Origin of the sequence: Mucilaginibacter celer, assembly GCF_003576455.2 — a bacterium.
Taxonomy (GTDB): Bacteria; Bacteroidota; Bacteroidia; order Sphingobacteriales; family Sphingobacteriaceae; genus Mucilaginibacter; species Mucilaginibacter celer.
The window spans coordinates 1,052,259-1,072,980 of the sequence record NZ_CP032869.1 but is presented as its reverse complement, the minus strand read 5'-3'; the positions used below and the strand labels follow the sequence as shown (position 1 = coordinate 1,072,980).

The following is a 20,722-nucleotide window of genomic DNA, read 5'->3' as shown; positions in this document are numbered from 1 at the left end:
TAAAATTCCAGTTCAAACAAAAAATCAGCGCAAGCAACTAAATCAAAAAAATCAACGGTCGAAATCAATTTAATCAAAAATCAATCGGTATAATCCCAAAAAACAAATCCGAAATCGAACATCCGAAATCCGAAATCAATAACCTATGCCTGTAAACCGCAACGCACTCATCCGCTACCGAACCATAGATAGCTGCCTGCAAAACCGCCGCAAACAATGGACGCTGGACGATTTAATAGAAGCCTGCTCCGAAGCCCTGTACGAATACCAGGGCATTGACAGCGGAGTAAGCCGCCGTACGGTACAGGCTGATATAGAGATGATGCGCAGCAACAAACTGGGTTATGAGGCTCCGATTGTTGTGGTAGATAAAAAATACTATACCTACGCCGATAAAGGCTACAGTATCACCAATATCCCTATCAACAACCAGGACATACAGGTGCTTGGCGAGGTGGCGGGCTTGCTGCAGCAATTTAAGGGTTTCAGTCATTTTACTGATATCAGCGAGATGGTCACCCGGCTGGAAGATAAGATTTACAGCCAGAAAACGCATAGCGTACCGGTGGTTGATTTTGAAAAAAATGATAACCTGAAAGGGCTTGAATGGATTGAGGTGATCCGCAAGGCAATTGTGGCTAAACGTACTATGTGTGTAACCTATCAATCGTTCAAAGCCAGGGATGCAAGTACCTTTTGTTTTAGCGGATATTTATTGAAAGAGTACCGGAACCGTTGGTTTGTACTCGGGCTGTCGCATCAGCGAAACAAACCCTTGCTTACTTTGGCGCTCGACAGGATTCAAACCATTGAACTGCATGACGAGGACTATATCGAAAACAAAACCATCAACCTCGCCACCTATTATGATGACGCATTGGGAGTAACCAAGTCGCCGGGGCAGCGGGATACCACCATTATATTTTGGATAGATAAAGCCAACGCACCCTATGTAATTACCAAACCATTGCACCATACCCAAAAGCTGCTGAGGGAAGAGGCCGACGGTAAGTTATTCAGCATAAAGGTGATTATGAATTTTGAATTGGAGCGCGAGCTGCTGGGTTTTGGTGCCAAGCTAAAAGTGATTAGTCCGCGGATATTGGTTAAGCAGATAAAACAGCAACTACAGAAAGCATTAGGTCACTACGCAGCCGACAGCCCGATACCTCAGGGCAAAAACCTGAGCAGTTTGCTGGATGAGTAAATAATATTAAACCGGATTTTGATATCTTTAAAGCATTATGTTAACCGAAAAAGAAACCACAAACCTTAGCAAATTTTTAAGCCTTGTATTGCGCCACAAACCCGAAGAAATAGGAATTACACTTGATGAGCAAGGCTGGGTACCAGTTGCCGAACTGTTAAACAAGTTAAATGCATACGGCAACAATGTAACCCTTGAGGCGCTGGAACACGTGGTAGATACCAACGCCAAAAAGCGCTTTGCCTTTAGCGATGATAAACTGAATATCCGTGCAAGCCAGGGCCACTCGGTTGAGGTGGAACTGGGTTACGCCCCGCAAACTCCGCCCGATGTATTGTATCATGGAACAGCCGCAAGCTCGGTAGAAAGCATTATGCAAAACGGACTGGAAAAGCGCAGCCGGCAGCATGTGCATTTAAGCATCGATACAGACACAGCCGTAAACGTAGGTGGCAGGCATGGCAAACCGGTAGTATTAACCATCCTGACCGGCGAAATGCATAAAGAGGGCTACAAATTTTACCTTTCAGAAAATAAAGTATGGCTTACCGACGAGGTTCCGCCGCAATTTATTAGCCAGGCATAGGCCCTGATCAGGCTTTTACAGCTATCAAACAAGCGAAACTTTATTTTTAAATATTTCGTTTAATTGTATCAAACCCGTTACATTTAAACAAATTATAAACTCAAATGCCAAAGCACATCCTAATTATTTACGTATTGGTAGCCTGTTGTATAGCGGGCATTATGATTAACGCTTATGTTAAATGCCGCCAGGCCAGGAAAGCGGCAGAGCGCAGGGTATTAAAACCTGTTCGCGATTAAGAAAGTTTACAAACCCGGCATGTGGGCATGCCGGGTTTGTAGTCCAATAGGTTACTGCTGCTTGTTTGCCAGCAGCAATTCTGTTACATCCACATCCAAAATCCCGGCAATAAGTATAAAGCGTTCAACCGTAAGCGCGGTATTTCCCAACTCCAGCTTGCTGTAGGTATTTTGCGAAATATTAAGCCGGGCGGCCATATACTCCTGCGAAAAACTCTTGCGTTCCCTGATCTTCCTGATATTGATGATTATATTTTTAAGCCTGCTCCTGATCTCTGCATGAGTTAAATTCACTTGCATCATATTTACTAACACTAAAAATTATATCTAAATACGACAAAATGATTTATGCAGTTTTATCAGAGAAGTACACGAAAGTTTTAGTTACTTTAGCTTAACTGATAACCAATCACACTGGAAACCGCGAAATATATATTTAAAACCCTTGGCCTTTACCTGCTGCTTAGCATCGCTACTTTCCTGATGCTGATAGGTATAGTTCGATACTATCCCATGCAGGATAACATCGGTTTCCTGCAATTTAAACAGGCCTATCTCCACATCCTCCCCTGGAAAATAGCATTCTATACCCATGTTTTCAGTGTAATACTGGTGCTGCTGGCTGGTTTTACACAGTTTTCTGATCAGATTTTAAAAGAACATAGGGCAGTGCACAAACTGATGGGCAAAATATATGCGTACGATATTTTGTTTATAAACTTTCCGGCAGCCATGATCATGGCTATATATGCCAACGGATTGCTCCCCGGTAAAACGGCCTTTGTAGTTTTAGATTGCCTGTGGTTTTGGTTTACTTACAAAGCGGTGGCTGCAATAAAAAGAAAAGATATTAAGGCACATAAACAATACATGTTGCGGAGTTATGCGCTAACACTATCGGCTGTAACCCTGCGGTTATGGAAAGTGATTATATCAGGCTTTATAATCATCGATCCTGTGCATTTGTATATGATTGATGCATGGATGGGTTTTGTACCCAACCTGCTTTTTGCCGAATGGCTGATCCGTACCAAGCGGGTTTAAAATGCTTATCGTTCAAGCCTGAAGTTGTAAAACAAAACAAATAGTAAAGCCACCAGTATCAATCCCATACTTAATATAAATGCAATTACGCTGGTTGACCGCGCGTAAGGACTTCCGGTGCCTTGCAATCGCCTGCGCACTGTTCTGGAAATAAAAAAAGCAGGAATGGCTGATATTGCAGCAGTAACGAGCAGAACAACTAAAAGTAAGCCAACTATATCCATTTGTGATAATTAAGGTTTATATAATTTTCTGTTTAAACGATCATCAAACTAAAATATTGTTTTTCGGCACCAGCGGTAGTGCCGGTACCAAACAATACAAGCGCAAAGCGCCATGTCAACCATAGCGCTTTGTGCCTGCTTCATCTTTAAAATCCGTCAAACACAAACCCGCCTTTTTCCAGCGGTTTGCGTGGCAGCATTTCGGGGCGGATGCTGGCCTGGTATACAAAAGAGGCTACTATAATGGCGGCCTGTTTCAGGTCGTCAATTTGCAGGTGGTCGTAATCGTCCATGTTACTGTGGTGGGTGCGGGTTTCGTAGTCGATAGGATCCTGCACAAACTGGAAACCAGGGATGCCCGCCCAATCAAACGAGAGGTGATCGGTTGAACCTGTGTTGGCCAGCGTTACGGTTTGTGCCCCCAAATCGTTAAAAGGCTTAAACCATTGCTCAAATATAGGTTTCACGGCCTGGTTGCTCTGCGCATAAATCCCCCTAATTTTGCCGGTGCCGTTATCAAGGTTAAAATAGGCAGATACTTTTGCCTGCTCCGGTTTTATTTTTTCACCCTCGCGGTAATGATTTTTAACATAACCAAAAGAGCCATACAAACCTTGCTCCTCGCCACCCCAAAGCGCTATGCGGATAGTGCGTTTAGGTTTAAGGCCCAGCGAATCCAACAGACGGATGGCTTCCATCATCACTATGCAACCTGCACCATTATCGGTAGCACCGGTAGCGGCCTGCCACGAATCGAGGTGGCCGCCCAGCATCACCAGCTGCGATTTTAGTTTAGGGTCGGTACCTGGAATTTCGCCAACTACATTATATCCATTGGTATCATCCGTTGAGAATTTGCCTGAAATATTGAGCGATAGCTGCACTTTCTGCCCCGATGCTATCAATCGTTTAATTTTCTGTGCATCTTCCATAGCCATACTTGCCCGCGGCACCGTTTCCGGGTCGGTTAATTTGTAGCCGTATTCGCCCTGTACAAATACAGTTCCGTTCATATTGCCTCCGCCGGTATTGATAAAGGCAAGCGCACCTGCTTTTTTAAATATCACATCGGCCGTTTTAAAGGTTTTGATGTAGTTTAGGTACATGGTAATCATTCCGGGCGGCACCATGTAAGTGTCTTTCAGGTTAGCCAGTTCGGCATCGGTCAAACGCTCGGCCGAAGCTTTAAAATTGGCCTTCGTGCCTGGCGACGAGCCAACAACCATCACAAATTTGCCATTAAAATCGGCCTGGTGTGCGGCCAGATAAGTGGTATCCATAGCCTGCGATGGGGTAATCAGCGTAACCTCGCCTTGCACCAACCCATTGGTACTTTCACTCCAGGGGTTTGGATATGCCCTTACCTGCGCGGGGTAAGGTGCACGCATCATGATGCTGAAATCCTGGATCTCCCATTGTTTGCCAAAGGTACCCCATGATTCGGTGGCAGCATTGGCCAGCCCCCATTTTTTCATGGTTGCAACGGCCCAGTTGGCAGCCCGGGTGTAGGCCGGCGACCCGGTAAGCCGCCCGCCGGAAACATCAGTAATATAATGCGCTATCTGCGGAATTTGTGAACTGTTCAACTCGGCTTTGCGAATGCGGGCAAAAACCGCTGTATCAACAACTTCCTGCTGCTGGGCATAGCTGCCTGCACAAGCCAGCAACAAAACCGCTGAGGTTAAAGTAGATTTTAAAAATTTCATAGTGAGGGTTTTAGACCGGAAGATAGAAATTTTATTTCAGAATTTAGTTTCAGAAAACCGATACCCAGGAAAATCGCTTTTAAAACAGAAGGGCTATTTTGTACACTACATAAGCCTCTCCCCGCCCCTTTACTGGCCGTCAACGTAAGCAAAAAGCGGTGGAATTGAGCGATTCCCCTCTTGAGAGGGGTTGAGGGGTGTGTTACTCTGCGCGAGTTTATCGCTCGTATAACACACCCCTGCTCTCGCTCTTTCCCATCGCGCCCCCTCTCAAGAGGGAAATTTAAAAGCTTAATTTCTTAAATTGGCAGCTATGCTCCAAAGAGGAGGGAACGTTTTTTTAAATCCTCTCTTTTGGAGCCATATCCTACAAATCATCAACAACCATAACCAAATTAATTTAGCCCGATGCTTGAAAATGTGCCGTTAATTGGCAAGCTTTGGCTTAATTCAAAACACAAATCCTATTGGCGTGAAAACTACTGTATTAATCTCCCGCGTGTTGCTCGGCGTTATTTATCTGATATTCGGTCTTGATTATTTTTTTAAGTTTATCCCCTATCAGCCCCTGCATCCGGGCAAAACGGGTGCCTTTGTTGCCGGGTTAAAAGGCGTAGGATATTTTTATCCCATGATCAAATCCATCCAGATTGCCGGCGGCCTGGCCTTAATATTTAACCGTTATGCACCATTTGCGGCGGTAGTGCTGTTCCCCATAAGTTTAAACGTGCTGCTTTTTCATACCATCCTGGTGCCATCCGGCTGGTTAATGGGCGTTACGCTAATGGTGCCTAACGTGCTTTTAGGCTTTGGCTATTGGAAATACTATAAGGGTATGTTTACCATGAAGGCAACAGTGTAAATTATATGACCTGTGTAATGTTTAGCACTCATAAACTGTAATTTATATGTAATAAACAGAAAAGATTTGAGATAAATTGTGAAAAATAGCCAAAGATGCGTTACTTTTACACAATGATTAGTGGGCGTTCCCAAAACGCTCATTGATTTGTGATAAGGTTTAGGTTTAAAGCCCCATGCAGCGAGTGCTATGGGGCTTTTATTTTGGCATTGATTGTGCTGCTAACACATATCTGTTTATTATAAATGCTATATTGGCCCGCTGATTAAAAACCATTATAAAAACGCATCTCCATGAAACGTCGTACATTCGTAAAATCATCAATATTAACCGGTGTAGCAGCAAGTATACTACCAGCCATGAGCAATGCAACAGAAGCCCCTGCTCCTACTGCCGAATATTACGAGCTGAGGATATACAGTTTTAAAAACGAAATTCAGCAAAAACTAACGGAAGATTACTGGAAGGATGCTGCCATCCCGGCCATGAACCGCCTGGGCGTAAAACATATTGGTGTGTTTACCGAAATGAACCCGGCAGGCCCAACCAAACTATATGTACTGGTGCAATACAACGGCATTGCGCATTTAGCTACTATTGCCGATGCTTTAGAAAAAGATCAGGCATATCAAAACAAGGGTTCGCTGTACCTCAACGCTCCGGCAACTGCCCCGGCTTACGAACGCATTGAAAGCTCATTAATGAAGGCTTTTACCCACATGCCGCATCTTGAAGCGCTCGAAAAGAGAAACCGCATCTTCGAACTTCGCCAATACCAGAGCGCAAGCGAGGCTGCCGGCAAAAAGAAGATTGAAATGTTTAATGATGAGGGCGAGATTGATATTTTTAAACGCCTTGGCTTTGCACCTGTTTTTTGGGGCGAAACAGTAATAGGCACCTTACGCCCAAACCTTACCTACATGATTACCTTTGACGATATGGAAGCCAAAGCAGCCCACTGGAAAGCCTTTGGCTCCGACCCGCAATGGAAAAAGATCAGTTCCGTACCCGAATATGCCGATGCGCTGCTGGTAAGCAAAATAACATCAACCATGCTGGTACCAACGGCATACTCGCAGATTTGATTGTGGTATCATTTTTTTAAATTTGATCATTAGTGCAATGGAAAAGGAAAAGCAAGTATTTAGCCCGGCCGAAATAGAACTTTTAAAAGAAGGACTGAAACGCAGCTATAAAGAGCGCTTTGAAATGGCTACGCGCCTGTATAAAATACAGCAAACCATGAACAAGGCCGTTATTACGCACAAGTCTTTTATCAGTAAGTAACCCGTTCTCCAAATTATGCTTTGGGCGTTGCCTGCGGCCGGGCTATCTGCTCATACTGCACAGGCATTAGCCACAGGCCGGTATCCGCGCCTATCCCTAACGCAATCCGTCTGAATCAGAATTTACAGAATTTTAGAATTGACAGAATATTGTCTGAACCCGAATTTGGGGGAATTAAAGAATTAACTGAATGCCAGACAAATTCAATAAATTCTTTAATTCGTTTAATTTCATTCAATCAAAATCCTGGCAATCTAAAAAAATCCACCCAAATCCCGGTTCAGACAAAATCAGCGAAATCAACGTAATCAATAAAATCAACGGTCAAAATCGGTGCAATCAAAAATCAATCGGTGTAATCCAAAAAAACAAATCCGAAATCGAAATTCCGAAATCCGAATTAAAAAATCCCCTACATCACCACTACCAACGTTTTTACCATTTGTATTATCTAAATATTGCCTTAAATTGTAATTGGATTTTTCGGGGTTAGCCTAAAAACCCAACCAATTTATAACCAGCCATATAGCCGTAAACAATGCTCAAAAAGAGATACCTTTTTTTAGTTCTTCTTGCTCTTATACCCCTTAGTTTCATTTTAACACAATGCTATACCAGTACATCTGCCGATCCGCGGGGTGAGGTTTATGCTGGATCTGAAAGCTGTAAAAAATGCCATAGCGATGTTTATACGTCATTTTTGCATACTGCGCATTTTCAAACTTCACAGTTGGCCACGCTGCAAAATATCAGGGGCAGCTTCGCTAAAGATTCCAACAGCTTTAGCTTTGGTATGGGGCAAAAAATTGTAATGGAAAAACGGAACGACAGCCTGTACCAGGTAGGTTACGTTGACGGCCGGCAAACCGAGGCCGAACCTTTTGATATTGCCATTGGCAACGGCAAGGCGCAAACCTATATGTACTGGAAAAATAAAATGCTGTATGAGTTACCGGTATCTTATTTTGTAGCGCTGCACAACTGGGCCAACAGCCCCGGCTACCTGCCCGATCACATGAACTTCGGTCGGCCAATTTTGCGCAGGTGCCTGGAATGTCATAGCTCGTACGTAAAAGAACTCCCCCCTGCAAGCGGTGAGTTCGGTTTTGATAAAGCTTCGCTGGTTTATGGCATCGACTGCGAACGCTGCCACGGCCCGGCCGCCAACCACGTTAATTACCATACCGATAATCCGGATGATAAAAAGGCTAAATACATTGCTACTTATGCTTCACTGTCGCGTGCACAAAAAATGGATGCTTGCGCGGTTTGCCACTCGGGTAACAAAAATATCCCGCAACGCTCATCATTCGGGTTTGAAATGGGCGATACCTTATTAAAAGACCGCACCCAGCCACGCGTTGTACCCGGCGCCAACATGCCCGATGTGCACGGCAACCAGTACGATTTATTAATTGCCAGCAAATGCTACACCATGAGCAAAATGGACTGCGGCAATTGCCACAACCCACATAGTAATGCTAAACAAAGCATGGCTATGTACACTCAAAAATGCTTAAGCTGCCACAGCCAAACCAATCATAACTTTTGCAAAATGGCACCACAACTGGGTGCCGTTATCAACAATTATTGTATTGACTGCCACATGCCCAATAAGGCATCAAACGTAATAAGGCTGGAAGCCGCCGAAAGCAAGCTGAAAGTGCCCTATATGGTGCGCAGCCACTACATCGGCATTTATCCCGAAGAAACTCAAAAAATAGTTGAGCTTATAAAAGGCAAAAAAGGCGTTTGATTTTTGTCGGCATTGCCGATCTTAGCTATAAATAACATAACCCATGTCATTTCAGGGATACTTAAAAACCATTAAAGGAAAAACGGGCAAAGGCCCGGCCGATTTCAGGCACCTGGCCGAAGAGAAAGGATTTACCAAAAACGGCGAGTTAAGCGCCAAAGCCGGCGACATTACCAAATGGCTTAAGGAGGATTTTGATTTAGGCCATGGCCATGCTATGGCTATTTACGCTTTGCTGAAAGGCATTAAGAACGAAGAAAGCGAGTAAATCAGCCTTTGGGATGCCACTTATGCCCGCATACCTTGCATTGGCGGGATAACGGCGCAATGGTATAGGCACGGCATTCGGGACACCTGTTAACAATAACATCCGGATGCTTTTCCTGGATCTCGGCGGCAAAAGCCAATATATACTGGATATACTCCTGATCGAGATAATTCAACACCTCAGGATCGCTGGTTAAATAATTCCCTTCCTCCCAAAGCTGCCTTCGCACCTCGCATGGGCGCATTTCTTTTAATTTCAAAGCCAGCACACGCTTTCTGAATTCGATATGACGCACTATGCCAAGCACGCCGTTTTAGTACTTAACAATAAAATTTGCATCATCGATAGTCATACGGGCAAAAATATCAACTCTTTTGCAAAACGCCGGTTAATTATAAATTATATAATAAAGCCTGATAGCAACAAGGTACAACGCTATCAGATCGCCTTTTATATGATGCAACTTTTGTTTTGGGCTGAGCCTGTTTTTTGGATTGAAACAGGTTTGGTAAATGTTGATGATCGTAATTTTGGTAGTTTTTAATGCTTCCATGCCTGGCAGATGTTTTTTTTAAATTTGATGTTTCATTAATCAAACATCGTTCTGCCAAACACGGGCCAAATATAAAAAACCTAAAAATCAATAACTTACAATATTTAACTTTTATTTCGGCCCGCTATATTTCAAAAATCAGCAATCTCGGCTACGAAATACAGCCATAATTTTGGTACCTGAAGCGATTCGGGTTTTCTATAAACTATTCACCACTTTATCAACTATATTTTAAAACGTTGACAAGGGGTATTGGTGCATGCCTTTCTACCCGACTTTATCAATTCCCGACCAAAAAAAATAAAAAAATAACAACAAACAACCATTTAATATTATTTAATAATATTTAAACACAAAATAACCCGGCGTACTTTCAGGCTACACCAGCGATATACTTGGGGCATTAAACACCCGGACCTTCAATAAGAAAAAAGAGGCCGGTACAAGATTCGAACTTGCGAACATTCCTTTTGCAGAGGACTCCCTTGAACCACTCGGGCAACCGGCCCTGTATGTGGAAATAAAAGGACTTGAACCTTTAACCGACACCGTATAAGGGTGCTGCTCTAACCATTGAGCTACATTTCCAGCTATAAATCAGTAGGGTAACCCGGACTCGAACCGGGAGCCTCCACATCCCAAATGTGGTAATCTGACCAATTGATATACTACCCTAAAACGCAAAAAATCCCCTTAGTTTTTATCTAAGAGGATTTTTCGAATGTGTTATATACTTACTATATATACATAGCTATCTCCTCCGATAAATCGGTATGGGTGATGGACACTGTATACATATTGTTGCTTTCATGACGCAAGTATACAAACAATATTTAAATTAAAAAATAATTATGAAAAAATATTACCGTTGATTTTTTTGATTACGTTGATTTCGCTGATTTTATTTCTGGGATTACACCGATTGATTGTCTGAACCGGGATTTGGGGGGATTTTTGGAATTAGCAGGATTTTTCTGTCTGAACCCAAATTTTTCGAATGAAAGAATTTTTCGAATTTGCCTGGCATTCCGTTAGTTCCTTAATTCTAAAAATTCGAGTTCAGACAAAAAAATCAGCGCAATCAACGAAATTAAAAATCATCAACGGTCAAAATCGGCGTAATCAAAAATCAATCGGTGTAATCCCAGAAATAAAAATCCCCCCAAAACCCCGGTTCAGAAAAAAATTTTAACTTTTTTTTCACTGCGCAAATACACTGCGCAGTAGCTTCTAACCTTTGTATCGTCAAAACAAACAAAGGAGGTTTAAAATGAAATTCAACCTGTTAAGCAAAGTAAAAACCATCGTTACAAATTATGAAGGCGCGAAAGCTTTTAAAATGAGCGCCGAGATGGAACTGTACACCACGGTAGTAACCTGGAGCTTAAACGATACCTTTTACGAAAAAGATGAAGCACGTATGGAACGCCTGCGCAAACTGATAGCACAATGCAACCCGGTATTTGTGGGTAAGCTGGCGGTGTATGCCCGTACTAAAATGTATATGCGTTCGGTACCGCTGGTGCTGGCTACCGAATTGGCTAAACTGCACTCGGGCGACGATCTGGTTGCCCGGGTTACGGATGGCGTGGTTGGCCGTGCGGATGAAATTACCGAATTGCTGGCCTGCTACCAGGTGTTGAACCAGCGTAACGGTGCTAAAAAGTTAAACCGCTTATCTAAACAGATGCAAAAAGGTTTATCGCTGGCGTTTAACCGCTTTGATGAGTACCAATTTGCCAAATATAACCGCGATGGTGCTGTTAAACTGCGCGACGCCCTGTTCCTGGTTCACCCACGTGCCAAGGATGATTTGCAGCAGCTGATATTTAACAAAATAGTGGCTAACAATTTGCAAGCGCCTTATACATGGGAAACGGAGCTATCAGCTTTAGGTCAACTAAATTTTGATAGCGTTGAAGCTAAAGCTATCGCGTTCCGCGCTAAGTGGGAACAACTGATAGATAGCGGTAAAGTGGGCTACATGGCTTTATTGCGTAACCTGCGTAACATACAGGATGCGGGCGTAAGCTATGCGCACTTTAAAAAAGTATGCGCAACCCTAAGCGATGGCGAGCAGGTGGCCAAAGCCAAACAGTTCCCGTTCCGTTACCTGGCTGCTTACCGCGAGCTGATAACACCAACTAACGCGGTGCAAAACATTGCAAGGGTCGCCAAAGCCGCCATAACAGGCAACAAAGGCTATACCGGCGAATTGCTGGACGCTTTGGAAAAAGCGGTACAGGCAAGCGCTGCCAACATCCGTGGCTTTGACGAAAACACCCGCGTGCTGCTGGCCTGCGACGTTTCGGGCTCAATGCAGAAACCAATCTCGGCAAAATCGAAAGTATTGTTGTACGATATCGGTTTGATGCTGGCTATGCTGCTGCAATCGCGGTGTAACAATGTTGAAGTGGGTATGTTTGGCAACTACTGGAAGACCATTGCCGTGCCGCGCCATAATATATTGGGCAATGTACAGGAGTTTTACCGCCGCGAAGGCGAAGTGGGTTATTCAACCAACGGTTACCTGGTAATCCGTGATCTGATTGATCGCCGCGTACAAATGGATAAGGTAATGCTATTTACCGATTGCCAGTTGTGGAACAGCAATTTCGGTCCGGATGATATCCAGAAACTATGGGTTCAATACAAACGAACCATCGCGCCAACAGCAAAATTGTACCTGTTCGATTTGGCAGGCTATGGCCAAACGCCTTTGCAACTGCTGCAAAACGATGTATACCTGATTGCCGGCTGGAGCGATAAAGTTTTCGATGTATTGGCAGCGATTGAAAAAGGCGGCTCGGCGTTGGATTTAATTAACAAAATTGATTTATAAATGATGGGGAGGAAAAGGCCTCCCCTGGTAAAAATATAAAGATGCCGTATGCCCGCGTTACTTCGCTTAACATGAAACGTACGCAGGCCGCCCGTTGCTCTTTATAAAGAAGGTGCCGTATATAAGTGTTACTTCGATTTCCAAAGCTGAGACGCCGGTTCGAGTCCGGCCCCGAAAGGGTAGTTGAGATGGTTAAACGCAGCGTAAGCCAGCACTTGTAACCTGTTGCCCTTCTTTTAAAAATATTGAAAATTGTAAAATGCGGAGAGGTTTATCTCTCCTGCAAAAAATAAAGATGCCGTTAGGTGAGGGTTACTTCGCAACCAAAAATCGGGGGTGGGCATTGTAGTGAAAACTATGATGGAGGTTCGAGTCCTCGCAGGCAAGTCCCCTAAGTCTCTTACCGTTTGTTGCTCTTTATATCAGGAAGGTGTCGTTTATAAGTGTTACTTCGTCAATTCACGACTGAAATGCCGGTTTGACGCCGGCCCCGCAAGGGTAGTTTAAATAAATAAAACACAGTAAGCACGCACTTATAGTTTGTTACCCTTCTTTTTAAAATACTAAAATAAAATAAGGTGCCGTAAACAAGTATTGCTTCGTTTAGGGACGTTAGGGTCGCCGGTTCGAACCCGGCCTGCGGGTAACTGCGGTAGCTCAGTTGGTAGAGCATAATGCAGAACACTTGTTGACTGTTGCCCTTATTTTTTTAAATAAACAGCGGTTAGAGTGCCGTAAATAAGTGTTACTTCGCCTGTTAAGCCCGGGGTTGCCGGTAAAAATCCGGCCTTTAGCAAAAACTAAAGTAGCTCAACAGAACAGAGCACGGTAAAGAGAAACACTTGTTGCCCGTTGCCTTTAACCGCTGTTTATTAAAATTTTACAACCTAACCTTTATCAGTAAAAGAAACCAGGATGCCGTGTACGTGCGATACTTCGCTTTTCATGCAAAACCTACCGCACATCTATTATTGCTCCCGGTTTCTTTATTTGTAAGGTTACCTTTATATTATTCCAGTATTAATTAAGGAAACCAAACCTGTAACCTTAATTATGAACATCAAAAAAAAAATTGCCCGCCTCATTCTAAAATTTGTGCTCGGTTTTGTAGCATTTGTGCTGCTTTACGCGCTTTCTGCATTCATATTTTCGATATGGACTGTTAATAAAGAGCCTGGAACATCCAATGATGTAGCCATCTATATCCTAACCAACGGCGACCATACCGATATAGTTTTGCCTGTAAAAACTGCAGTCATCGATTGGAGTAAAGAGTTGAGTTATCAAAACACTATCGCCAAAGATACCACCAACAAATACCTTGCTATTGGCTGGGGCGATAAGGGCTTTTACCTCAACACCCCTACCTGGGCCGATCTCAAATTCAGTACAGCGTTCAAAGCCGCCTTCGCCTTAAGCACATCAGCCATCCACGCTACTTATTACCGGGATATGCGTGAGAATAACGATTGTAAGAAAATCATGATCAGCGATGAACAATACAAGCGCATGGTGGCGTTTATTGATAGCAGTTTTAAACGCAATGCCGCCGGCAAAGTCATCAACATAAAAACCAACGCTAACTACGGTAATGACGATGCTTTTTATGAGGCTAAGCGCAAGTATAATATGTTTTACACCTGTAATACCTGGGCTAATAACGCGCTAAAAGCCGGAGGCCAAACTGCCTGCGTTTGGACACCTTTTGACCGGGGGATTTTTTATCATTACCGGTAGCGTTTAGTTGATAAAACTCTCTATTAAAAGCAAAGGCTTCTTTCGGTAAAAAAGAAGCCTTTGCCATTTAATGTGATTTTGTTAGTATCTCAATATGATAAATCCGGTTTTTGTTTTTTCCTGGCCTCCGTCCTTATATTTCAGCACATAGTAATAGGTGCCTGGTTTTTGCAGCGTATTATTATCGGCATGCCCGTCAAAAACATGGGTAACATTATCATACTGTTTCCGGGTAGCCAGCAGTTTGCCGTTAACATCCATAATATACAGGGTGTTATCAGGATGAGCACCTATGCCATCTACGGTAAGATAATCATCAATGCCATCCCCATTGGGAGATAAGGCCTGGTGAACGTTCACTTCCCCGTTGCCTGTAACCTGCGAAGCGGCAAAACTATTTGTAAAGCCCAAAGATAAGCTATTGGTTAATACAACCGTGTAAGTTTTAGTAGTAACGCCATCGGCTGCTGTCACCTTAATAGTAAAGGTAAATGTACCTGCATTAAACAACTCATGAATTGGAACGTACCAGAAAGGCGCTGTAGGTGTGCCGCTAAAAGACGTTTCCCTGCCGTTATAAACTAAAACACCTGTAACGCTTACTGTTGCCTTTACATCGGCTGGCCGGGCAGTTACCGAAACCTGGTTAGATGGAGTGGTTGTGATATAATTAAACACGCTGGTATCTCTTAGCGGATTTAAATTCAAAGATCCTATCTGAAGTATTTTTAAATATGCATATCCCTTGGGCACCTTGGTTATAGTTATGCTGTAGTTTTTTTTAGTAACACCATCCTGCGCGGTTACAAGCACATTAACAACTGTTGGCCCAACTTTATTTAATAGTACCGGGGTTCCGCTGCTTCCGTTACTAACAGTAACACCATTTACCAAAACAGAAGCGTTAGCATCGGCCGCGTAGGTTCTTACCAAAACAGTATCGGTAAGCAAACCTACTGTGGCAGTAAAATTATCATCAGTACCAACAACCTTGTTAAGTGCCGTTGCCGGGCTTAAAGCGATAGCACAATTAGCATTACTTGAGCCTGTTTTATTAACCGTAACAGAATATGTACGGGTAGTAACACCATCCTGCGCGGTTACCAGCAAATTTATGGTTGTAGCTCCCGAAGCATTTAAAGCAACAGGTTGAGACAATGTTCCGCTTGGTACAATGGTACCGTTTAATGTAATAACGGCGTTCGAATCGGCAGCGACGGGCTTCAAGGCGATAGAAATTGCATCGGGCGCAACCGATGTAGTGTAATGCGAAATACCGGCAACCGGTGCCGCGTTAAGTATAGTGCCACTACTTAATGTTAAGCCTTTTAACGCTGCATTACTCGATCCGTTTTTACTTACCGTGATAGTGTAAGGCCTGGTATTTCCATTTTGAGATGTAACCAGTATATTGATAACGGTACTGCCTGTGGCATTAAGATTAATAGCTCCCGAAGGCGTGCCGCTGCTTACAGAAACACCGTTAACCGTTACCGTTGCGTTTGCATCGGCAGTTGTTGGAGTTACTGTAACAGAGGTTGCACCATAATCAACCGAGGTATTAAAATTGGTAACACCTGCAACTGAGGTTGGCGTTAAAACCGTACCTGTACTTATAGAAAGGCCCCCGAGGCTGGCGTTGCTTGAGATCCTCAAAACCGATATAATATAATTTGCCGCGGGATGACCTGCCTGACTTACGCTTACGGTAACAGTATTGGCACCATTGTTAAGCGGTATAGCCGCCGACGCTGTTCCGCTTGCCACAGATATACCGTTAACCGTTATTACAGCACCGGCATCTTTAGCCGTTGGGGTTACCGTTAAATTTGTTGTGGCATTTGGCACGGTAACGTTATAATGCATTGTCGAATCGGCAAAGGCGGGCGATAGTGTACCATCACTTACTGTTAACGATGCAAGCGGCGGTGGAAAATCAAGACGGGTAACCGTAGTGGTATATGTTTTTGAAACCGTACCATCAGATGATGTAACCACGGTACTGATGGTATTCGGGCCTAAATTTAAATGGATCCCTGGTGATGTGTGGCCCGAATTTACAGCTACATCATTTACTTTAACAGATGCAACAGAATCGGTAGCCGAAGGCGTAACTGTAATTAACGAATCGGCATAACTCACCGTAGCTGTATAACCTGTAACAGCGGGTGTAAATACCGGGTTTAATGTACCCTTACTTAACTGCAGGCCCGACAGAAAGGGATTATTTGTTCCTATTTTTATACCTACCGTATCGGGATTGCTGTCTCCGCCTAAATAAGCATTAACGATGTAGTTGGTTAATGGCAGTGGTGTTGTTGGTGTACCGCTGATGGTACCGGTGTTCACGTTAAAGTTTAAACCATTGGGCAGGGTGGGTTTTATAAAATAACCTCCGGTTGTTATTAATTTTTGTACACCGTTTAATGAACCGTTGATATAATAAAACTCACCCGTTGGCGATATCGTTGCTTTGCTTATTGACGAGAAATTGCTCATAAGGGATACGGCCGCCCCACCGGCGGCAGGCAGCATTTTTAATACCCTGTTGCTTACATCGTTGATGTAAAGGTTTCCCGCATTATCAAGCGTAAGGTTTGATACGGTAAAGCCGGTAAGTACCGTTTGAGCGCTGCCATCCGGCAATATTTTCACCAAACCAATCTGGGTAGCCAGGTAAATATTTCCCAGCGCATCTGCTGCCAGCCCTCCAAACAAAGTTGTAGCCGGGGTGGTAACCAAAATAGGGCTTGTACCATTAACCGGAATTTTATAAAGCTTGCTGATGTTATTTATTACATAAATATTGCCTTTAGGATCGGTAGTGATAGCTATAGGCGAAGTAACAGGAATATTAACCCGGGCACCGCCCCCGGCAGGTATTTTCAGTACGTTATTAGCACTAAGTTGTAAAACGTAGATATTACCGGCAGGATCTATAGTAAAATCATAGTTGATGTGATTGCCCCCATCTCCAAAATTTTTTGCCACCGTGTCAATAACCCCACTGCTTGCGTTAATTTTAAAAATCCCCGTTGGTGCCGCCGGAGTTGTGCTTGTAATACCGGCAAAATATACATTACCGGCAAAGTCTGTTCTTACGTCAACCGCCTTGCCGCTGTAAACAACTGCCGGATCGGTATTACTAAAACCTAAAGCACCTATATTACTGCTGCTTGGTGTTAAAGGTGCTATGGCGGTATTAGTGGTATATAAATGAGGGCTTGAATAATTAATTGCAGGCGAAGCCAGCCTGGTTATATTTAAGGTGTATGTGCGGGTTGTAACACCATCCGGAGCGGTAACTTTTACGGTTACCGTATTGTTACCTACGCTAAGCGGCACTGCCGGCGATACTTTGCCACTAAAAACCGGGCTACCATTTACCAGGATGTTGGCTGTGCTATCGGTAGCTGTGGGCGTTAATGTAATTGCAGATACAGAATTTGGCACCGTAATATTATAAACACTGGTTTGGCTTACAAAATTCAGTAAACCTTTGTTGATTTTTAAAGCACTAAGGCTGGCTATAGTTGATACCACTTTAATATTAACTACTGCCGATGCGCTCCCTCCCGGGTTAAAGGACGTAACCGTATAATCGGTTGCCGGGCTGCCGACCGTTGCGTTACCGCTTATTATACCCGTGTTTTTGTCCATACTTAAACCATCGGGCAATATAGGCCTTATTAAATAGCCGCCAAACAGCGGGATTTTTTGCAGGCCGTTATTACCGTTAATATAAAGGTTATCCTTATTATCGGTTGCTATGTATAATTTTCCGGATGTGAGAACAGGGTTGAGCACCGAGGAAGGATATGAAGCTCCCGGGCGAAGCATGGATATATTGGCACCTAAACGCAAAAATATATTATAGCTGGCATCAACGGCTATTGCAGTAACAGCGGTATATCCCTCGGCTGCTGGTATGGTTTGCATTTTTGTGGTAACAGGGTAGTACTTTACTATATCTCCATTATTAGCAAGAATGTACAGCGTATCATCGTTATCTTTTGTTATGTATATGGGCTGTTTTCCGGTTGCAATTAAAGTTTGGGCACCTCCGCCTGCCGGTATTTTAATTATTGACTGAGATGTGCTGCTTATCAGGTAAAGACTCCCGGTGCGGTCGATCGCCATACCGGTGATGCTGCTAAGGCCTGTCGCAATCAACACAGGAGCGCCACCACCTGCCGCAATTCGGGATACCTGGGTGCTGTTTGCTACATATACGTTTCCGGCCAAATCAACTGTAATGGCCACTGCCGGAAAATTAGTGGCTATGGTAACCGGTATATTACCGCCCGGAGGCAATTTATCTATATTGTTGGTTTGTGTATTATTATAATATAAATTTCCGCCCGTATCGATAGCTAAAGCTTTACCCTGTATATTATACGGTATAGGGATCGAGCTGAATGCGAAATTAGCGCCCCCGCTGGTATTTGGTGTTAAGGGTGATATTGCTGTTCCTGTAAAAAAGGTTTGCGGACCGGCGTAGCTTACCGTTGGAGGTAACGGGGCTCTTGACACAGTTGTACTGTATATTGTTGAAACCGAACCATCGCGCGAGGTTACCTCTGTGTTGATAATATTATTGCCTACGTCTAAAGGTATACTTGCCGAAAAAGAACCTGAGGCAACAGCTACCCCATTTACCTTAATCCGCTGGCTGGTATCAGACACTACCGGCTTTAGCCTGGTGCTGCCTGCCAAATTTGGCACATTGTAACGGTAACTGAAAATATCCTTGTTAAAACCCGGCGTTAAAAAGCCTTCATCTGGCGTTAATGAGGCTAACGCCGGTGCTCTCGATACCCTAAAAATATAGGTATTGCTCCAGGTGCCATTATCGCAAGTAACAGTTATATCATTTCTGCCGGCTATTAACGGAATACCGGCACTTGCGTTACCAGATGCCACAGCTATGCCGTTTACTTTTATAGTACTGCCAGAAGAGGAGGCTATTGGCGTAAATGAAATAACAGAATCGATATAGGGAACGGTTATCCTATAGTTTCTTGTAGTATCCGGGAAACGGAAAGACGGAGTCAGAGTAGAGCTCCCCTTGCTCGGCGTAACACTTCTCAACTGAGCGCGATCATAGCTTTCGCCTATAGTAACCGTTGTTGATGTACTGCCGGTACTGTTATAAGCTGTAATGGTGTAAACTTGAGGGGCGTAATCGCCGCCAATCGGAGTACCGCTTATAATACCGGTATTACTATCAAAATGTAAACCGGGTGGCAATGATGCGGGACTTAAAAAATATCCACCCACAGGCACTATTTTATCCACCCTGTTGTTATAGGTATCAGCCACATAAACATTGCCTGCATAATCAATGGCTACCCCGCCGGGTGCATAACCAGCGGGAGACGCGCCAAAATCAGAAGCAAGCACTTTCGCAGCCGACCCATCGGCAGGGAAAAGTTTTAATGCTTTATTAACATGATCATATACATATATATTGTCCTGAAAATCAGCAGCCAGAGACAATGGGCCAACGATATCCTTTCCTACAACTCTCCCTACTTCAAAAGTTGAAAATGAGTGGATACCGTCATTTGCTGCTATGTATTGATACTTATCTTTAACAACAATAAAGGTAGGATTGGTAACACCATTCATTGGTAACGCAGAACCGTCAGCGTAAAGTATGTCTGAATAGGTTAAATCGGCAATATAAGCCCACGAGCCATCATAGGATACACTAACCGGGTTAGCTAAATTAGAACTTACTACTTGTATGCTACCGTTGCTTAGTAATACTTTTTTTATTGAGTGGCCACCCATATCTGCAACAGCAATATTCCCATCATCGCTCAAAGTTAAGCCCCTGGGGCCAACAAGGCCGGTTGCAATGGTTACAGTAGAACTTCCGTCTGCAAGAATTTTTTTTACCATGCCGTTTCCCGGAGCTGCGGTGTTGTCAGTTACATATATATTACCCTGCGCATCAACCGTCAATCCCATGGGCCTGGTAAAGCCCGAACCCACCTGAACACGGGTTGTACTGAAACCAAAAGGTGCAACTCCGGTACTGGTAGGCACAAGCGGCGTTATAGGCCTGTTTGTAACATAGTTTTGCGGGCCGCTATAACTTATGGTAGGCGCGGCAGACGCAGTATTAGTTCGGGCTGTGTTTTTTATTTTTTTGTGGACAGATTTGGGTGGCTTAGCCAGCGTTTGTGAAATAGCTAATAACAAAAAGGCAACCAGCAATAAAGTACATTTAATGTGATATAGCATACCACTGATGTTTACCCGGGAGGGAAATGTTTTTTGCATACAAGAAGAATTATAGTGATAGTTTAGTGCCGGGGGCCTCGGCGTTTTGTGTTTGCTAATTTAACACATTTCTTTCACTAATTCATATTAAAAAATTTACACAAATAGTTAATTAAACAT

General features: G+C 43.6%; 16 protein-coding genes and 3 tRNA genes. 11 read left to right on the top strand and 8 right to left on the bottom strand.

All coding sequences use genetic code 11. The features are described 5' to 3' along the window. The first annotated feature begins 145 nt into the window (after positions 1-145). From HYN43_RS04295 to HYN43_RS30860, 3 genes are all read left to right on the top strand, one after another. Positions 146-1,207, top strand: a complete 1,062-nt coding sequence (locus HYN43_RS04295; RefSeq protein ID WP_119408284.1) for a helix-turn-helix transcriptional regulator — start codon at positions 146-148, stop codon at positions 1,205-1,207. Positions 1,208-1,244: 37 nt separating this feature from the next. Beyond that, a complete protein-coding gene (locus HYN43_RS04290) occupies positions 1,245-1,793 on the top strand; it encodes an RNA 2'-phosphotransferase (protein ID WP_119408283.1) in 549 nt (182 codons plus the stop codon). A 104-nt stretch (positions 1,794-1,897) separates the two neighbouring features. Continuing rightward, positions 1,898-2,032, top strand: a complete 135-nt coding sequence (locus HYN43_RS30860) for a hypothetical protein (RefSeq protein WP_281024314.1) — start codon at positions 1,898-1,900, stop codon at positions 2,030-2,032. A gap of 51 nt (positions 2,033-2,083) precedes the next feature. On the opposite strand, the gene HYN43_RS04285 is transcribed toward HYN43_RS30860, so the two are convergent. After that, a complete protein-coding gene (locus HYN43_RS04285; protein WP_205589866.1) occupies positions 2,084-2,326 on the bottom strand; it encodes a helix-turn-helix domain-containing protein in 243 nt (80 codons plus the stop codon). Between the two features lie 189 nt (positions 2,327-2,515). Here HYN43_RS04285 and HYN43_RS04280 point away from each other — a divergent pair, with 189 nt between their 5' ends. Beyond that, the gene (locus HYN43_RS04280; protein WP_119408282.1) at positions 2,516-3,076 is read left to right on the top strand and encodes a DUF2306 domain-containing protein; all 561 of its coding nucleotides are present in this window, start codon (positions 2,516-2,518) and stop codon (positions 3,074-3,076) included. 370 nt (positions 3,077-3,446) lie between these two features. Here HYN43_RS04280 and HYN43_RS04275 read toward each other — a convergent pair whose 3' ends face one another. Continuing rightward, complete coding sequence (locus HYN43_RS04275; RefSeq protein ID WP_119408281.1) at positions 3,447-5,006, bottom strand: M20/M25/M40 family metallo-hydrolase; 1,560 nt, start codon at positions 5,004-5,006, stop codon at positions 3,447-3,449. Between the two features lie 472 nt (positions 5,007-5,478). Here HYN43_RS04275 and HYN43_RS04270 point away from each other — a divergent pair, with 472 nt between their 5' ends. From HYN43_RS04270 to HYN43_RS04250, 5 genes are all read left to right on the top strand, one after another. Then, the gene (locus HYN43_RS04270) at positions 5,479-5,868 is read left to right on the top strand and encodes a DoxX family membrane protein (RefSeq protein ID WP_162996311.1); all 390 of its coding nucleotides are present in this window, start codon (positions 5,479-5,481) and stop codon (positions 5,866-5,868) included. Between the two features lie 293 nt (positions 5,869-6,161). After that, positions 6,162-6,953, top strand: a complete 792-nt coding sequence (locus tag HYN43_RS04265; RefSeq protein WP_119408279.1) for an NIPSNAP family protein — start codon at positions 6,162-6,164, stop codon at positions 6,951-6,953. 37 nt (positions 6,954-6,990) lie between these two features. Then, positions 6,991-7,155 carry a hypothetical protein gene (locus tag HYN43_RS30165; protein WP_162996310.1) on the top strand — a complete coding sequence of 55 codons (165 nt, stop codon included), beginning with the start codon at positions 6,991-6,993 and terminating at the stop codon, positions 7,153-7,155. A 730-nt stretch (positions 7,156-7,885) separates the two neighbouring features. Then, a complete protein-coding gene (locus HYN43_RS04255) occupies positions 7,886-8,911 on the top strand; it encodes a multiheme c-type cytochrome (RefSeq protein ID WP_162996309.1) in 1,026 nt (341 codons plus the stop codon). Between the two features lie 43 nt (positions 8,912-8,954). Beyond that, complete coding sequence (locus HYN43_RS04250; protein ID WP_119408276.1) at positions 8,955-9,179, top strand: DUF4287 domain-containing protein; 225 nt, start codon at positions 8,955-8,957, stop codon at positions 9,177-9,179. Between the two features lies 1 nt (position 9,180). Here HYN43_RS04250 and HYN43_RS04245 read toward each other — a convergent pair whose 3' ends face one another. The 5 genes from HYN43_RS04245 to HYN43_RS04220 all read right to left on the bottom strand — a co-directional run bounded on the left by HYN43_RS04245 (position 9,181) and on the right by HYN43_RS04220 (position 10,407). After that, positions 9,181-9,486, bottom strand: a complete 306-nt coding sequence (locus HYN43_RS04245) for a hypothetical protein (protein ID WP_162996308.1) — start codon at positions 9,484-9,486, stop codon at positions 9,181-9,183. Between the two features lie 81 nt (positions 9,487-9,567). Further along, positions 9,568-9,732: a hypothetical protein gene (locus HYN43_RS30160; RefSeq protein WP_162996307.1), complete on the bottom strand. Its 165-nt coding sequence runs from the start codon at positions 9,730-9,732 to the stop codon at positions 9,568-9,570. A gap of 434 nt (positions 9,733-10,166) precedes the next feature. After that, positions 10,167-10,240: transfer RNA gene (locus HYN43_RS04230), tRNA-Cys, on the bottom strand. A 7-nt stretch (positions 10,241-10,247) separates the two neighbouring features. Further along, positions 10,248-10,320, bottom strand: a tRNA-Ile gene (locus tag HYN43_RS04225). A gap of 13 nt (positions 10,321-10,333) precedes the next feature. After that, a tRNA-Pro gene (locus HYN43_RS04220) sits at positions 10,334-10,407 on the bottom strand. A gap of 595 nt (positions 10,408-11,002) precedes the next feature. Between HYN43_RS04220 and HYN43_RS04210 the strand changes: the two genes are divergently transcribed. Next, positions 11,003-12,574 carry a TROVE domain-containing protein gene (locus tag HYN43_RS04210; protein WP_119408271.1) on the top strand — a complete coding sequence of 524 codons (1,572 nt, stop codon included), beginning with the start codon at positions 11,003-11,005 and terminating at the stop codon, positions 12,572-12,574. A gap of 1,053 nt (positions 12,575-13,627) precedes the next feature. Next, positions 13,628-14,311 (top strand): TIGR02117 family protein, encoded by a 684-nt coding sequence (locus HYN43_RS04205; protein WP_119408270.1) that lies wholly within the window; start codon positions 13,628-13,630, stop codon positions 14,309-14,311. An 81-nt stretch (positions 14,312-14,392) separates the two neighbouring features. On the opposite strand, the gene HYN43_RS04200 is transcribed toward HYN43_RS04205, so the two are convergent. Then, positions 14,393-20,563: a cadherin-like beta sandwich domain-containing protein gene (locus HYN43_RS04200; protein WP_162996306.1), complete on the bottom strand. Its 6,171-nt coding sequence runs from the start codon at positions 20,561-20,563 to the stop codon at positions 14,393-14,395. Positions 20,564-20,722: the final 159 nt, after the last annotated feature.